At 51.5% G+C, this 15,314-nt stretch carries 13 protein-coding genes; 8 read left to right on the top strand and 5 right to left on the bottom strand.

What is annotated here, in order from left to right:
* Nucleotides 1–142: 142 nt before the first annotated feature.
* Both AC23NW_RS12595 and AC23NW_RS12600 read left to right on the top strand, forming a co-directional pair.
* Complete coding sequence (locus AC23NW_RS12595; protein ID WP_487449889.1) at nt 143–1,345, top strand: AAA family ATPase; 1,203 nt, start codon at nt 143–145, stop codon at nt 1,343–1,345.
* The gene (locus tag AC23NW_RS12600) at nt 1,346–1,990 is read left to right on the top strand and encodes an HNH endonuclease (protein ID WP_487449891.1); all 645 of its coding nucleotides are present in this window, start codon (nt 1,346–1,348) and stop codon (nt 1,988–1,990) included.
* Here the strand turns inward: AC23NW_RS12600 and AC23NW_RS12605 are convergent.
* Complete coding sequence (locus AC23NW_RS12605) at nt 1,987–2,685, bottom strand: LytR/AlgR family response regulator transcription factor (protein WP_487449892.1); 699 nt, start codon at nt 2,683–2,685, stop codon at nt 1,987–1,989. The two genes, AC23NW_RS12600 and AC23NW_RS12605, sit on opposite strands and share 4 nt — an antisense overlap.
* 57 nt (nt 2,686–2,742) lie before the next feature.
* Nucleotides 2,743–4,317 carry a sensor histidine kinase gene (locus AC23NW_RS12610; protein WP_487449894.1) on the bottom strand — a complete coding sequence of 525 codons (1,575 nt, stop codon included), beginning with the start codon at nt 4,315–4,317 and terminating at the stop codon, nt 2,743–2,745.
* 152 nt (nt 4,318–4,469) lie between these two features.
* Here AC23NW_RS12610 and AC23NW_RS12615 point away from each other — a divergent pair, with 152 nt between their 5' ends.
* Nucleotides 4,470–5,699: an ABC transporter permease gene (locus AC23NW_RS12615; RefSeq protein ID WP_487449896.1), complete on the top strand. Its 1,230-nt coding sequence runs from the start codon at nt 4,470–4,472 to the stop codon at nt 5,697–5,699.
* Nucleotides 5,700–5,798: 99 nt separating this feature from the next.
* On the opposite strand, the gene AC23NW_RS12620 is transcribed toward AC23NW_RS12615, so the two are convergent.
* Nucleotides 5,799–6,323: a nuclear transport factor 2 family protein gene (locus AC23NW_RS12620; RefSeq protein WP_487449897.1), complete on the bottom strand. Its 525-nt coding sequence runs from the start codon at nt 6,321–6,323 to the stop codon at nt 5,799–5,801.
* A gap of 138 nt (nt 6,324–6,461) precedes the next feature.
* Between AC23NW_RS12620 and AC23NW_RS12625 the strand changes: the two genes are divergently transcribed.
* The gene (locus AC23NW_RS12625) at nt 6,462–7,469 is read left to right on the top strand and encodes an AraC family transcriptional regulator ligand-binding domain-containing protein (protein WP_487449898.1); all 1,008 of its coding nucleotides are present in this window, start codon (nt 6,462–6,464) and stop codon (nt 7,467–7,469) included.
* A gap of 9 nt (nt 7,470–7,478) precedes the next feature.
* Here the strand turns inward: AC23NW_RS12625 and AC23NW_RS12630 are convergent, their stop codons facing one another.
* The gene (locus AC23NW_RS12630; protein WP_487449899.1) at nt 7,479–8,444 is read right to left on the bottom strand and encodes an NAD(P)H-quinone oxidoreductase; all 966 of its coding nucleotides are present in this window, start codon (nt 8,442–8,444) and stop codon (nt 7,479–7,481) included.
* A gap of 254 nt (nt 8,445–8,698) precedes the next feature.
* Here AC23NW_RS12630 and AC23NW_RS12635 point away from each other — a divergent pair, with 254 nt between their 5' ends.
* The 4 genes from AC23NW_RS12635 to AC23NW_RS12650 all read left to right on the top strand — a co-directional run bounded on the left by AC23NW_RS12635 (nt 8,699) and on the right by AC23NW_RS12650 (nt 13,365).
* Complete coding sequence (locus AC23NW_RS12635) at nt 8,699–10,021, top strand: voltage-gated chloride channel family protein (protein ID WP_487449901.1); 1,323 nt, start codon at nt 8,699–8,701, stop codon at nt 10,019–10,021.
* A 67-nt stretch (nt 10,022–10,088) separates the two neighbouring features.
* Nucleotides 10,089–11,315 (top strand): DUF5009 domain-containing protein, encoded by a 1,227-nt coding sequence (locus tag AC23NW_RS12640; protein WP_487449903.1) that lies wholly within the window; start codon nt 10,089–10,091, stop codon nt 11,313–11,315.
* 85 nt (nt 11,316–11,400) lie between these two features.
* The gene (locus tag AC23NW_RS12645) at nt 11,401–12,690 is read left to right on the top strand and encodes an alpha/beta hydrolase family protein (RefSeq protein WP_487449904.1); all 1,290 of its coding nucleotides are present in this window, start codon (nt 11,401–11,403) and stop codon (nt 12,688–12,690) included.
* Nucleotides 12,691–12,756: 66 nt separating this feature from the next.
* A complete protein-coding gene (locus AC23NW_RS12650; RefSeq protein ID WP_487449905.1) occupies nt 12,757–13,365 on the top strand; it encodes a 5'-methylthioadenosine/S-adenosylhomocysteine nucleosidase family protein in 609 nt (202 codons plus the stop codon).
* Nucleotides 13,366–13,506: 141 nt separating this feature from the next.
* On the opposite strand, the gene AC23NW_RS12655 is transcribed toward AC23NW_RS12650, so the two are convergent.
* A complete protein-coding gene (locus tag AC23NW_RS12655; protein WP_487449906.1) occupies nt 13,507–15,141 on the bottom strand; it encodes a S8 family peptidase in 1,635 nt (544 codons plus the stop codon).
* Nucleotides 15,142–15,314 lie beyond the last annotated feature (173 nt).

Genomic DNA, 15,314 nt, shown 5'->3' on the forward strand with positions numbered 1-15,314 from the left:
CCTGACAACACAATTATCCCGTCGTCAGCTTTGTCCGGATAATCCTTATTCACACTCGCAATATGCGGGCGATAACGGGGCATGAAGTAAAGGCGTTGCCCGAAAAACAGTATACTGAATAGCTTCACAACTTGTTATAAATATGCGGCTTTTAAATTTAGATATAAAAAATATCGGCCCTTTTAAAGACGGGCATATTGATTTTATTGATGATATAAACAGAGATGAAGCCGCGCCTATAACTATCATAACCGGTGAAAATGGTACCGGAAAGACAATTATTTTAGATGCGATCAGAGTATTATTCTATGGACGATTTAAGCAAATTGAAAGGGAGATAATTTCGCCTGAAACATTTCTTATATCAACAAATTTTCTGATAAATAATAGCTTATGGAATATTGAAAGTAAGAAATCTGATAAAGGTACTGCAATAACAAATAATATTAATTTTGAAAAAATTTGTGTTTCTTCACTAACGACTGAATTTGAGAAGAAATTTATATTATCCTACTGGACTTCGAAATTATCTATAGATTCCTTTAAACTACCTAATTTAATTACTCCTGATCCTGAAAAATATTTAGACGATTCCTTGAGCGGTCTTCAAAAGAATATTGAAGTAACAACATTAATTTGCTATTTTGATTACCTACGCAGTAGCGATGATCCTGCCGAAAAAGAACTTGGTGAGTTTTTATACGATACACTAAAGCGCATTATAAAACTGAGTCTCAATAATGGTGAGTTAAAGCACGTAGCCCGTAAAACACTGGAGCCAATCATTGTGCAAAATGGCCGGGAAGTTACGCTGGATAAGCTGAGTAGCGGCAATTTGTTCCTGATTCAGCGGTTGGTATCGATGCTGGGGAAAATGTATTCGGTCGCTGTGCTGAACAATAAACCTGTTGAAGAAATACTGACAACACCGGGCTTATTATTGATTGATGAAGCAGAAAACCACCTGCACCCCAAATGGCAGAAAACCTTTATTAGCAGCATTACATCCATTTTTCCGAACCTGCAGATTATTCTTACGACGCATTCACCGTTTATTGTGGCCTCTGTACCGAATGCCAAGGTATACGTTTGCGAGCCAAAGGAAGGCTATTCTGATATTGTGGACGTGACGGATGAGTATTCCAATAAGCCAATTGATGAAATACTGTTAATGCCGGTATTTAATACACAGCCCTTTAATGAAGAGATAAGCAGTCTGATCCGTAAACGAAAAGAAGCGGCTAAGGCTGGTAATAAGGCAGAGAAACAAGCTATCGAAAATCAGCTCTTGGCAATAAATCCGGAATATTTTTCTTATTTAGAAATTGATCGGCTGTTAGAATAGATGAGACATATTTCACGCCTTGAAAAACCACGGATTTTAGCAGAGAAAGCTGAACAATGGACTTCTATTTTTGCTTCCGGGACGAAAAACAGGCCCGATAACAGCAAATATGCACACGCAGAGGTTAAAGGCGTGTTGTATTCAATGAGCTTTCATAAATGTTATTATTGTGAACGGAAGCTGAAAAATATCCCTAAAGAAATTGATCATTTTATTGAGGTTAGCGAACGAAAGGATTTAGCGTACGAGTGGGAAAATCTGTATCTGGCCTGTGATAACTGCAACGGCAAAATACCCAATACATCCATCGCTGTAACCGATGCGCTGGACCCTTGCCGTCATACTGATGATGAAATTGGCGAACACCTTGTTTTTGACGATGAGCTTATTACCGCTAAAAACGGATCAGCTCTGGGGTTGAAAACAATTCAGAAATACAGATTAGACAGCGAGCAGCTTGATCATCTACGCGTCAGACAACTGAAAGTATTCCAAAAGCTATACATTACTATTTTGCAGAATATGCACAGCGAAGGCAGAGGTATGAATGACGATGAAAAAGCACAGCTTTTGCAGTTTCAGCAGGCTGATATGTCATTTAGTCTCATGTTCAGGCAATTAATCCGTAAGGTAAAACCTACTTAACTCGTCAGCTTTGCCCGGATAATCCCCGCCGCGTCTTCATACGACGCGCCGATGGGGATAAGATTGCCCGCCACGGTGATGTCCTGGCGGGCAATCTTTGTTATATGATCGACCGAGACAATGAACGACCGGTGTACGCGCACAAACTGGCGGGCGGGCAGCAGTTGCAGAATGTCGGACATGGTTTGCCGGCTCAGCAGCTTGCGGCTGGTCAGTACAAATGACAGGTAATTCCCCTCTGCTTCGATATATAGAATGTCGTTCAGCAGCACGCGCTCTTCCTCATAGCCTGTTTTAATGAAAATAAACGGCGCCGCCTGATCGCCGGAACGGGCGTTTTTCTGGTCGAGGGCCTTGTTGCAGGCTTTCAGGAAACGGGCCAGCGAAAACGGTTTCAGGAGATAGTCAACCGCATCCAGATCAAACCCCTGCACGGCATACGCCGAATAAGCCGTTGTAAACACAACCAACGGCGATTTGGGCAGGCAGGTGGCCACATCAATGCCCGAAATATCCGGCATGTTGATGTCCAGGAATACCAGATCAACCTTGTTGCCCTGTAAATAGGTAATGGCGTCAAAAGCATCCGTAAAGGTGGCCGCCAGGTGAAGAAACGGTACCCTGGCGGCATGTAAACGGATGACTTCCAGCGCCTGGGGTTCATCATCAATGGCAATGGCAGTAAGTGCGTGCATAATCCGGAAACAACAATTGTCGGGCAAATTAACCTGATAGCGCGTAAAAAAGAACGGCTACCAATATACCAGCGTCAGCGAGACAAAGAAATCCTGCTCCGACTGCTGAATATCCAGCGTATAGCGGTTGGGATAAATCAGGTCGAGGCGCTTTCGGACGTTGTCGAGGCCGACGCCTGTATTATGGCTCTCCGGATCGTTGGCCAGCTTCGGATGCCGCGAGTTATGAACCTTAAAGTACAACCGCGTGGCATCGAGCGTCAGGGTGATAAAAATCCAGGACGGGTTGCGGAGACTGACACCATGTTTGAACGCGTTTTCGACAAACGGCGTAAGCAGCATCGGGGCGAGGTAAATGTCGCGTCCGGGTTCCTGTAGATGCACGCGCAGGTCAAAGCCGTGTGAATCGTCGAGCCGGAGCCGCTGAATGTCTACGTAATTGTGGAGGTATTCAATTTCCTTCTGAAGGGGAATCCGCTCGTGGTTGTTTTCCTGCAACATAAACCGCATCATATCGCCCAGTTTCTGAATACCGTCGGCAGTTTTTTCGCTGTTCTCTTTCAGGGCGGTGGCATAGAGGCTGTTGAGGGCATTGAACAGGAAGTGCGGGTTAATCTGTGCCCGCAGGCTGGCCAGTTCGGCGGCCTTACTCGTTACTTCGGTTTTGAGCTGCGTTTTTTCGCGGCCAAATGTCATGCGGAGATAGGCAATGAGCGCCGGCGCCATCAGCGAAAAAAACAAGTGAGGCGCCAGTACGCCCGGAAACATGCGGCGGTTGCTGAACGGTGTACTACCGGCCCAGTAAATCAACAAGGCACCCGACAAACCGCCAAACAGAAAAATAGCTACCCGCACCAGAAAGGCCGTAGTATCCGGATGCTGCACATAGGGCAGGACAAAATGAAACAGGTATGCCTGTAACAGATAAACCAGAATGCCGGAACCACAAACGATCAGGAATGACCGGAACGGTTCGTGCCAGAGCGTTTGAGGGACATAGGCGCTCAGGGCAAAGGTGAACAAAAACAGACAAAAACCACTGATCAGCAGGAAACTCATTACCTTAAACGGGCGCGCAAAAGCAGGAGCCATTGTCCGGCGGATAAACAGATACCCCTGAAACAAAAGCTCATAGGCGTAGATAATGATCAGCAGCGCAAAGGTATCGGTCACGATCGTGCGCTTCCGGTAAAACGACTGCACTTTTAAGCCAATCATATGCCCCTGTATATCTTCCCTGAACCGGACATGCAATTTAAAGTAGTGGTAAACAAAGGCGCTGATAAACAGGGAAATCAGCGCAATGCCTGCCAGGGTTAAGGTTTCCCGGTCGGGTACTTGTTGCGGAGAGGTGCGGGACTGAAGCCGGGGGAAAACCTCTTCGTGCAGCAGATAGAACGCAACCAGAAAAAACAGCATGCCACCGATGAGCGGAACATTATTGTTGAGCGTGTGATCGTAGCCGGCCAGGTTTCGTCCGACAACATACGACGGAACGCCGTTACGGATACTGCTGTCAACGGCGTCATTGATATAGGAAAGTTCGAAAATCAGCCGGCGGGTCACGTAGATGACCGCCGCGCTGAGCAGCAGCGTGAGTTCGTATCGTCTGTGCGGGGTAAGTTGTTGCATATTGGTCCTGATTGATTGGTCAAAACTACCCCAATCGTACAGGCAGTGGTGCGAAATGGGTTGAAACGGGCTGAAAATGGGATGAATGGCGTGCGTCACCAGTTGGTTATTTCGTACATTCGCCGACACAAACCAGTAAACACCAGATTACTATGATCCGCAAAATTACCGGCGCTTTTCTGTCGGCCCTGCAAAACATCCGCAGCCGCTTTTTTCACACCATCCTGTCGATTCTGGGCATTGTTATCGGGGTGGCGGCCCTGGTTGCTATTCTGTCTCTGATTGACGGACTGGAAAAATACGCACAGGAGCAAATTACCAAAACCACCTCGATTAAGGCCATCATCATCGGCACCGAACGTACGAAGCTGGTGAATGATCTGCGGGTGGAAAAGCCTGATTATAATTACTTTACCTACGACCGGTTCACGGCCATGACCAAATCATTTAAACATCCGGCTACCGGGTATATGATGCTGCGGAAATCGGCGGAGGTTGAGCTGCTCAACTCGCATCAGCACGTCGGCGCGATGATTCAGGGAACGGCCTTACCGCTTCCGCCGCCTTCGGTGACGTTTGTGGCCGGTCGTTCATTTACGGATGATGAACTGCGTAACCGCAAACCGGTCGCGTTTATTAACCAGCAGCTGGCAGAGAAACTGGCTCCGAAAAATAAACCGGCAGACGCAATCGGCAAGCAGATCCGCTACGGCGACCTGCTGCTGACGGTAGTGGGCGTGAACAACACCGGTGACTTCAAAGCCGGCCTGATTTCGATGCCCATTACGCTGGTCAACGAAAATACCATCAAAACGGAATATCCCCAGTTCATTGTGGAAGCCGACAATGTGGAAGATGTGCCGGTGCTGAAAAAAGAAATTGAAGCGTGGATTACGGCCAACATGGTCCACAAAATGGACGATTTTTCGCTGCATTCCAATGACCAGCGTGTTGACCAGGCCGCCAAGGGCTTTCTGGTGTTCCGCGTTGTGATGGGGATGATCGTTGGTATTTCGGTGCTTGTCGGCGGCATCGGGGTGATGAACGTGCTGTTGATTTCGGTCAACGAGCGTACGACCGAAATCGGCGTCCGGAAAGCGCTGGGTGCCAAACGGCGTGATATTCTGTGGCAGTTTCTGTCGGAGTCGATTACGATTTCAACTTTTGGCAGCCTGCTCGGGCTGGTGTTCGGTATCCTGATTTCGATGGCTGCCATCCCGATTCTGACTATGTTCGTGAAAGTGCCGTTTGAGGTGGCCTATACGTGGAATACGTTCATCGTAATCATGGTGATTGCCATGGTAATCGGCATCGTATTCGGCACCTATCCGGCTATGCGGGCTGCCAGACTCGATCCGGTCGAAGCCATCCGCAGAGAATAAACAAAGAGGTGTTGATTTACCACATAGCCACATAGGGCACAAAGAGAAAACTAATTCTTTGTTTGTCTATGTGGCTATGTGGTAAACAAAATATCGCTTTTAGCGAACCCAGAAACGGTTTTCCTGTTCGATGTCGGCGGAGAATACCTGTGCCTTAATGATCTGACCGTCTTTCACCGTATAGACATCAATGTTATCGACAGCGAGTACCTCACCGGTTGGTCGGGCGGCAGTCCAGTGCAGGAGGCAGGCAATCTCGTTGCCGTTTTCGGCCAGCACCTTAATGTCGGTTAGCCGCATGGTGTTTTCAGTGAGGCTGAACATCCCGCCAACCATCTGAAAGACGGCTTCTTTTGATCGCTTAATACCCGAAAAGGCATTAGTGCCCGGTTGATTCCATTCAATGTTTCCATGAAGTGAGGCCGCTAACGTGGCCTGATCGCCGGTTTGAACGGCTTTTAAAAAGGTACTGACAACCTGAGTGGCTTGATTTTTCATTGGTACTGAGCTGTTTTGTTGTTGATAAACAATGGATTGGCCGGCTAAAGCCGGTTTTGTCTGATACTGGATAGCGGCGTCGGTCACCGGAAGCAGCGCCGTAAGGAGCAAAGCAAGTGTCTTCATCGGTATTGTGTTTTGTTTCGACAAAAGTACCGGGGGGGTGGGGTATAGGACTTACCCGATGCCGCCAATCGGTTGTCATTTCACGCCAGCCCTTTCGGAGGCCGGCAACCGGCATTACCTTGCAGAAAATATTCGGTTATGAATGCATACCAACACCAGTTTATGTGGCATTTGCTGGCCTATGCCGTACAGCGGAACGTTTCGCTGCCGGCCTTGTGCGCTGCCAACGGTATCGACGAGCAGGCGTTTCGTGCAGGCCGGTTGCCGGATCTTACCGAACGGCAGGTCGTAACTCTCTGGCACCAGATCAGCGCGGCTACCAATGATCCGTTGCTGGGACTACATCTGGGTGAGTCGCTGCAACTGGCGGCACTGGGTATCGTGGGTGAGCTGGTGAAGTTTAGCCGGACGATTGGGGAGAGTGTCGCGCAGGCTGCGGCTATGCTGCCGCTGGTGACCGGTTTGTGGCGGATGGACGTAGAAACTACAGGGCCGGTTTGTACGATTCGCTTTACACCGGAACAGGCTGACAGCGACGGGCCGCTTTCGTTTATGCACCGGCAAATGCTGGATATGCTGCTGGCGTTTACCCTGCACGAAGTAAACGGGCTGGTGTTCAGCCGGATTGCACCGATTGCCGTTGAACTGCCGTATGAACCGGCGGACTTGCCCGAGTATGCCCGTGTGCTGCGGTGTGATCGGATCCGCACGGGAACGGACTGTTATCTGCGGTTTGACCGGCAGGTCTGGCAAGAGCCGGTGATGACTGCGAATTATGAAATGCAGCAGTATTTTCTGAAGAAAGCCGCGGAAATGATGCAGGAAAAAGCCCTCCGGCAATCACTCCGGGAACGGGTAGAAGCCTACCTGATTGCTAATGCCTATCTTGGCATACCGACCATTGAGGCCATTGCCGCAAATTTTAATACGAGTGCCCGCAGTCTGCAACGCCATTTACAGGAAGAAGGCGTTACGTACCAGCAGCTGACCGATCAGGTCCGGAAGACACTCGCTTTGCACTATCTGCAAGCCCGGAACTATCCGGTTAAGGAGATTTCGTATATGCTGGGCTACAACGAATTAAGTGCCTTCACCCGGGCGTTCCGGCGGTGGACAGGCACCAGCCCGTCCATGTACCGGTCCTGAGCAGCTGCCTTAGCTGAGGTCGAGAATAATCTTGCCGGTGTGCTGGCTGCTTGCCATGAGCCGGTGTGCTTCCGCTGCTTCCCCAAGCGGAAAAACAGCATGGATAACGGGCTTGATATCACCGCGGGTCACTAGTGGCCACACATGCTTCGCTACATCGGCCGTGAGCCGGGCTTTGTAAACAGCATCGCGGGGCTTCAGCGTGCTGCCGCTGACAACCAGCCGCTTCGTCATAATCTCCATGATGTTGATTTCGCTTTTCGGGCCGTTCATGGCGTTGATAAACATCAGACGCCCGTCCGTACGGAGCAGCCGCAGGTTTTTGGCCGTATAGTCTCCGCCAACCATGTCCAGGATAACGTCGATGCCGTACGATTTCAGTTCTGTTTCAAAGTCTTGTGTCTTGTAATTAACGCATCGGATGGCCCCGAGCGATTCGCAGAATGCCGCTTTGTCGTCGCTGCCCGCCGTGGCAAAGGGAACGGCTCCAAAGGCTTTTGCGAGCTGAATGGCCGTGATGCCGATGCCGCTGCTGCCGCCATGTACCAGAAAATGCTCCCCCGCCCGTAAAGCCGCCGACTGGAAAATATTGGACCAGACGGTTAGCAGGGTCTCAGGCCACGACGCGGCTTCGGTCATCGGCATATCCGACGGCACGGGCAGGCAATGCCGTTCATCGACCACGACATACTCCGCATAACCGCCATTGGCAATCAGCGCACACACGGCGTCACCGGGCAGCCATTGGTTGGCGTCGGGACCACAGGTTTCAATAAGACCGGCCACTTCGAGACCCGGAATCTGTCCCGACGGATCGCCGCCGTATTTGCCTTCGCGTTGCAGTAAGTCGCTGCGATTCAGCCCCGCGGCTTTGACGTGGATTAATACCTGCCCCGGACCAGGCGCTGGTTTCGGAACATCCTGAAGCTGTAATACATCGGCGTCGCCGGGCTGAGTGATCACAATGGCTTTCATAAATCAGAATTGTTTTGGCGATATACGTTGCCAATATAACTTCCTTTCTTTGTTCTTTTGTTTTGTAAAAGTTTTGAACGATGGACTAAACCACGAAGACGGGAAGGAATGAAGGGGCACGAAGTTTTATCTTCTTTATGCTCCTTGATTCCTTCCTGTCTTCGTGATTAAAAAAGACAGCCACAAAGGCGCGAAGAAGAATAAACCTTCGTGCTCCTTTTTGTCTTTCCGTCTTCGTGGTTAAAAAAAATGATATGCAGACAAAAGAACACTCTTTCTGGCAGGACCATCTGAATCTGATCCGGTTTGCGGGCAAGTGGGCCCTGCTTGTGACACCCGTCGCCGTGGCGGGCGGAACGGCCAGCGCCCTCTTTTTGTGGATGCTCGACGAAGCGACCAAACTGCGGCTGGCGTATCCGGCCCTGCTGTTCGGACTACCGCTGGCCGGTGTATTGATTGTCTGGGTATACCAGCAAGCCGGCAAACGGGCCGAACAGGGCAACAACCTGCTGATCGACGAAATTCACCAGCCCGGTGGGGGCGTGCCGGGGCGAATGGCACCGCTCGTGCTGCTGACGTCGGTGCTGACGCATCTGTTCGGAGGCTCAGCCGGTCGGGAGGGGACAGCCGTGCAGATGGGAGGCAGTATTGCCGGGGTGATCGGCCGCTGGCTGAAACTGTCGGAAGCCGACCTTCGGATGTTATTGATGGCGGGTGTGGCGGCTGGTTTCGGTGCCATATTCGGAACGCCGCTGGCGGGTGCCATATTTGCCCTCGAAGTCCTGACCGTCGGCCGGATGGAATACAGTGCCATTGTACCTTGTCTGATGGCCAGTATGTTAGGGGATGTTGTCTGCTCGGCATGGGGTATTCACCATACCCATTATGCCGTGCTGTTTTCGGGTCGTGAGCTGCCCGTTTTTTCGGCGGAACACAGCTGGCTGGTTGGCAAAACCGCGCTTGCGAGCTGTGCATTCGGGCTGGCCGCACTGCTTTTTTCGGAACTTAATCACGGATTTCAGCGGCTGTATAAGCAGTATGTTCCCTCGGTTTACCTGAAACCGGTAATCGGCGGTCTGGTGCTGATCGGCCTGGTCTATGCGTTAGGAACCCGCGACTACCTGGGGCTGGGCGTCACGGCGCAGCGCGTAGGGGGCGTGTCCATTTTGAGCGCGTTTGAATCCGGCGGGGCCGATCCGCTCAGCTGGTGGTGGAAGCTGCTGTTTACCACCATTACGCTCAGCAGCGGGTTCAAAGGCGGCGAGGTGACCCCCTTGTTTTTCATTGGCGCCTGTCTAGGCAACTGGCTGGCGGGGCTTATGAATGCGCCTGTCGATCTGTTTGCTGCCATCGGGTTCATTGCCGTTTTCGGGGGCGCCGCCAATACCCCGCTGGCCTGTACGATCATGGGGCTTGAGCTGTTCGGGGCCGACAATCTGATTTTCTTTGCCATCGGTTGCTTTGTGGCGTATCTCTTCAGCGGCCGCCACAGCATCTACATGGCCCAGCGCATCGGACTATCTAAAACCGATGATGCGATCCGCAGCTCCATTCAACGGCTGAGTGAGCGCCACTGAGGGTATTTATTTTACCGGAGCAATCTTAATCTATTACGGATCGTGCTTTTTACAAAATAATAACCCAATGAGTGCCTCATCAACAAAAACAACTAAAAACACACGGACCGCCAAACGCGTATTGTCGATTGATGTGTTCCGCGCCGTCACGATGCTGACCATGATTTTTGTGAACGATCTGTGGTCGCTGACGGGCATCCCCGGCTGGCTGGAACATGCCCGCGCCGATCAGGATTTTCTGGGCTTTGCGGACACTGTGTTCCCCTGTTTTCTGGTCATTATCGGTATGTCGATACCGTTTGCGATACAGCAGCGGCTGGCGAAAGGAGATACCTACCGTGACGTGCTGATACACATCGCCCTGCGGTCGGTCGCGCTGATCGTGATGGGCTTTTTTACCGTTAATATTTCTGAATTAAACGAAGCGGCATCGGGCATCAGTAAGGAGTGGTTTCAGATCCTGATGGTGGCCGGCTTTTTCCTGATCTGGAATCAGTATCCGAAGCAGGAAGGCGGTCAGAAATGGCTGTTTACGGGGCTACAGCTTGCCGGCATTGCCTTGCTGGGGCTACTGGCTTTCCGTTTTAAAGCCGGAACGACAGATAATCTGACCTGGATGACGCCGCAGTGGTGGGGCATTCTCGGTCTCATTGGCTGGACGTACCTGACCTGCGCTACGCTCTACCTGTTTCTCCGTAACCGGTTTAGTGCACTGGTGGCTTGCTGGATCATTTTTAACGTGCTGCCTGTTGCCGGTCATGCGGGCTGGCTGCGGCAACTGTGGCCGGAGGGGCCGCAGGACTGGATTCTGGGCAACGGGGCATTCAGCGCCTTTACCTTCACCGGTATCCTCACCATGTTGCTGGTGACCCACTGGCAGGAGCAGCAACGGGCAACGCAGATTCCGGTATACCTCGTTATGGCCGGTGCGCTGTTCATTGGTGCCGGACTTCTTTCCCGCAATTTCTTCATCATCTCCAAGATTCAGGCTACATCTACATGGATCTGGCTGTGTTGCGGGATTGCCCTGCTGGTGTACGCTGGTATTTACTGGCTGGTTGACCTGAAGGGTAAGGCTAGCTGGTTTGATCTTATCAAGACAGCCGGAACCAGCACACTGACCTGTTACCTGATTCCGTATGTGTACTACAGCGTAGCCGACCTGTCGGGGATTGCGCTGCCGGATTTCCTGAAGACCGGTGGTGTGGGACTAATAAAGTCGTTGATGTATAGCTTGCTGGTTATCGGTATCACGGCCGTACTGGGAAACGTGCGGATTAAACTCAAACTCTAGCCTGCACCCACGCGGTTTCATAGTCGGGTAATCGTTTGTGCCAAAGAAAAACGTAGATTAGCGCGAATTTCTAAACCTTATCCTGATGGTGAATTGTCGTTTACTTTTTCTGTTTTTGCTTTATTGTACAGGGGCTGTCAGCACGCTGGTGTACGCGCAAACGGACGCCTTTATAACCGGCGATGCCTTGCCCGACGCACCGGAACTTGCCTTGCGGGGTACCTACAAAGTGGGGGTCCGGACGCTGAAACTAACTAACCCCGGGCAACCTGATATTCTGAAGGCCAAAGACGGGGTAGTGCCGACCTACGACCGCCCCCTGACTATCGAAATCTGGTATCCGGCTCAAATTCCGCAGGGGCAGGCCGAACTGACAACCTACGACCAGGTGATGGGGCAGGCCAACAATCCACAGCGGCCGATAATCCCCTACACGTTTCAGGGGCGTGCCCTGCGCGACGCGGAACCTGTTCGGGAAGGTACCTCTTTCCCGCTGGTTATTGTCTCACACGGCTATCCGGGTTCGCGGTATTTGATGACTTACCTGACCGAGAATCTGGCCTCAAAGGGTTACGTCGTCGTGGCCATTGATCATACCGAATCGACGTACCGCGATATGGCTAATTTTACCAGTACGCTGTTGAATCGCCCGTTCGATGACCTGTTTGTGCTGAACGAAATGGCCCGTCTGGGAGCCAAAGGCAGCAACTCGTTTCCGGCTGGTCTGTACGATGCCAACAATACGGCCATTATCGGCTATTCGATGGGGGGCTATGGCGTCGTAAACGTAGGCGGTGCCGGATACAGTGAGCAGGCAGTTGCCTTCTTCAAACAAAGTACCGGAAGCGATGCCCTGAAACTACGCGCGGCAGGTTCACCGGCGATGACTTCAGCGCCTGATCCCCGCATTAAAGCCATCGTTGCCTTTGCGCCCTGGGGCATGGAACGCGGTTTCTGGAACGCTGAAGGCCTGAAAGGGCTGCGGTTGCCGACCCTGTTTATTGCCGGGGAAAAAGATGACGTTTCAGGCTATGAGAAAGGGGTAAAAGCCATTTTTGACGGGGCTGTTAATGCTGACCGCTACATGCTTTCCTACGTCAACGCCCGCCACAACGTAGCACCGAACGCACCGACACCCGCCATTATGAAACCAGGCGTTTCGTGGAATGAATACATGCACTACGCTGAGCCTGGCTGGAACGAACGGCGGATTAACAACATCAACCAGCATTTTGTCACTGCCTTCATTGGCATGCACCTCAAAGGTCAGGACAATCATAAATACCTCGACGTACCCGAAAAAATTACGGACGGTGTCTGGCCAGGCTTTAAACCAAGAGGGGTAGGCCTCGAAATGCGGCACCTGAAACCATAAAAAACGGTTGAGCGGGTTAATGGTTGCCGGTTTGCACAATCACTGACCCCCGATCACTCATTACCAATGATTACTATTGATACAACAACCTCTTTTCCTCTGGAGGAAACCCTGTTTGTTTTCGCGCTCGAATCCGAAGCCGGTACCTCATTTGATAACCGGCATACCCTGTTTACCGGCATCGGCAAAGTAAATGCTGCCGTAAAACTGACCCGCGCCATTCACCGGTCACGGCCGAAACTGATCGTAAATCTGGGATCGGCGGGGAGCAATGTGTATAAAAAAGGGGATGTTGTGTGCTGTACGGAGTTTGTCCAGCGGGATATGGATGTCCGCGGGCTTGGCTATGAACTGTACGAAACGCCCCTGTCGGGCATTCCGCCGGTGTTGTCGTATGGCCTGACACTGGGCGGGTTGCCGAAAGGCATCTGCGGTTCAGGCGATAGCTTTGACATGAGCCACGTCGAGACGATTTATAACGTGGTTGATATGGAGGCTTATCCGTTGGCGCTCATTGCCATGCAGGAACAGATTCCGTTTCTGTGCCTAAAATACATCACCGACGGGGCCGACGATGCCGCTGCCGAAGACTGGAACATTCTGGTACATCGCGCTTCGGAAGCTTTCAGCGGGCTGCTGTTTGCCAAAGCCCTGACGGTGGAGGCAACAAAATAGTGGTTAATACATACCACATAGCCACATAGGACACAAAGAGAAAATTAAATGATCTTTGTGCCCTTATGTGGCTATGTGGTATAAAGTCTTTATTGTCAGTAGGTTGTGTGCTTGTTAGTAAGCCCGTTAACTACCTGTACGTTAGTTCACCGCCATTGCTTTTTTGACCGCCTCGTACGCATTTACGATTCCGCCGGAGCGGCTGAGGGTGCTGAACGGTACCGTGGTTTTTGACGCTGCACCCGGCCGCTGCACCATCAGCTCTGGTTTCCAGGCGGTCTGCATCAGAAGCTCTTTCACCTGCACTGCTGTCAGCTTCGGAAAATACGACCGGATCAGCGCGGCTACACCCGCCACGCAGGGAGAAGCCATACTCGTGCCCGAAAACTTTTCATACTGATTGCCGGGAACGGTAGACAAAATCGTGGTACCCGGCGCGAACAGATCGACAGTACGCTGACCGTAGTTTGACGAGTTGGCCGGCAGGTTGCTGCTGGCTTTCCAGGTCGAATTACCCACTGTGATAAAGTTGCGGGCTTCCTTTCCGTTTTCGTAAACCGGTCGTGGATAGGCGGGAATGGTATCATAGTTCTCACCGTTGTTGCCCGCCGCATGAACCAGCAATACGTCATGATCCTCCGCGTATTTGATGGCCGCATCAATCTGCTCTTTGTACGGCGATAACCGCTTGCCGAAGCTCATGTTGATCACCTTCGCCCCGTTGTCAACGGCATACCGGATTGCATTGGCCACGTCTTTATCCCGTTCATCTCCCCCGTTCGGCACGGCCGCCAGGTACATCAGCTGCACATTGTCGGCCACCCCGTCGACACCGATGTTGTTGCCGCGCTGCGCACCGATGATACCGGCAACGTGGGTACCGTGACCGCCCAGACCATCCTTCGCCACGAAAAACGGGCTCCCGTAACCGCGTTCATCAGGATTCAGCGGGTTGTCGCCGACCAGCTCACGGGGCTTTAAATCAGCATTATAGGTAGCATCAATGTCTTTCAGAATAATTGATTTCAATACTCCGTAGCGCGCCGTCAGCAGCTTTTCCATTTGGGAGAAAGAGCCGAACTGCGGGGCAAATACTTCATTGAGGACACCTTTCACCGCACGGCCCACCGAATCGGTTTCCGCCGGTTGTATCAGGTTCAGACTCTCCCGCGTAAACGACTTATCACTGATTTGGGCGAGCTGCCTTGTCATGGTTTCGATAAACCGCGCACTGTCGGCCATAGCCAGCCGCTTCTGGCGCACCACCTTTGAGCGCTCCAGATAACGCTTTTTGGCAATCTGATACACCTCGTATTGCCGCCGCTCGACCTTATTTTTCAGCTTAGCCGGATCAATGGCATCGAATTTATCCTTCCACATGACATAAATCTGGGTTACTTCTTCCTGATCACTGACGTAGGTTTTGCCGTCAGGGGAGGCCATAAAGTTCCAGCCATGCACATCGTCGATGTAGCCGTTTTTGTCGTCGTCCTTGCCGTTGCCGGCAATTTCTCTGGTATTCGTCCAGAGTACTTCTTTCAGGTCTTCGTGCTCCAGATCAACGCCTGAGTCAATGACGCCGACGATCACCGGCTTGGCTGTCCGGCCTTTCAGAAGCTCGTAAGCTTTATACAGGCTGATACCGGCAACGGAATCGGCTTGTGGGTCAAGGTATTGCCAGTCTTTCGGTGGTGTCCGTTTCAGGCTGGGCACCTGCTGTGCCTGAACGCCGGAGAGCGTAAGCAGGGCAATAAAGGGGAAAATGAGTTTTTGCATAGATAGTCATTGGAACCGGCAACCATGCACCGGTGCTATTAGTAAACGCATTTACGACGGATTTTAACTCAGTGACTGCAAAAATAGTTGCTGCGTCAGGTAGATAGTATATAATTGATGCGTCTAAAGGTCCACGCAACGCGTAAAATGAAAAAGGAGCGGCTTGTTTGTTT

It is taken from the genome of Arsenicibacter sp. R0_47 (genome assembly GCF_057652235.1).

Excerpts from the sequence above, each read along its gene's own strand:
- AC23NW_RS12595 (WP_487449889.1), top strand. The coding sequence starts at position 143 with ATGCGGCTTTTAAATTTAGATATAAAAAATATCGGCCCTTTTAAAGAC.
- AC23NW_RS12600 (WP_487449891.1), top strand. The coding sequence starts at position 1,346 with ATGAGACATATTTCACGCCTTGAAAAACCACGGATTTTAGCAGAGAAA.
- AC23NW_RS12605 (WP_487449892.1), bottom strand. The coding sequence starts at position 2,685 with ATGCACGCACTTACTGCCATTGCCATTGATGATGAACCCCAGGCGCTG.
- AC23NW_RS12610 (WP_487449894.1), bottom strand. The coding sequence starts at position 4,317 with ATGCAACAACTTACCCCGCACAGACGATACGAACTCACGCTGCTGCTC.
- AC23NW_RS12615 (WP_487449896.1), top strand. The coding sequence starts at position 4,470 with ATGATCCGCAAAATTACCGGCGCTTTTCTGTCGGCCCTGCAAAACATC.
- AC23NW_RS12620 (WP_487449897.1), bottom strand. The coding sequence starts at position 6,323 with ATGAAGACACTTGCTTTGCTCCTTACGGCGCTGCTTCCGGTGACCGAC.
- AC23NW_RS12625 (WP_487449898.1), top strand. The coding sequence starts at position 6,462 with ATGAATGCATACCAACACCAGTTTATGTGGCATTTGCTGGCCTATGCC.
- AC23NW_RS12630 (WP_487449899.1), bottom strand. The coding sequence starts at position 8,444 with ATGAAAGCCATTGTGATCACTCAGCCCGGCGACGCCGATGTATTACAG.
- AC23NW_RS12635 (WP_487449901.1), top strand. The coding sequence starts at position 8,699 with ATGCAGACAAAAGAACACTCTTTCTGGCAGGACCATCTGAATCTGATC.
- AC23NW_RS12640 (WP_487449903.1), top strand. The coding sequence starts at position 10,089 with ATGAGTGCCTCATCAACAAAAACAACTAAAAACACACGGACCGCCAAA.
- AC23NW_RS12645 (WP_487449904.1), top strand. The coding sequence starts at position 11,401 with ATGGTGAATTGTCGTTTACTTTTTCTGTTTTTGCTTTATTGTACAGGG.
- AC23NW_RS12650 (WP_487449905.1), top strand. The coding sequence starts at position 12,757 with ATGATTACTATTGATACAACAACCTCTTTTCCTCTGGAGGAAACCCTG.
- AC23NW_RS12655 (WP_487449906.1), bottom strand. The coding sequence starts at position 15,141 with ATGCAAAAACTCATTTTCCCCTTTATTGCCCTGCTTACGCTCTCCGGC.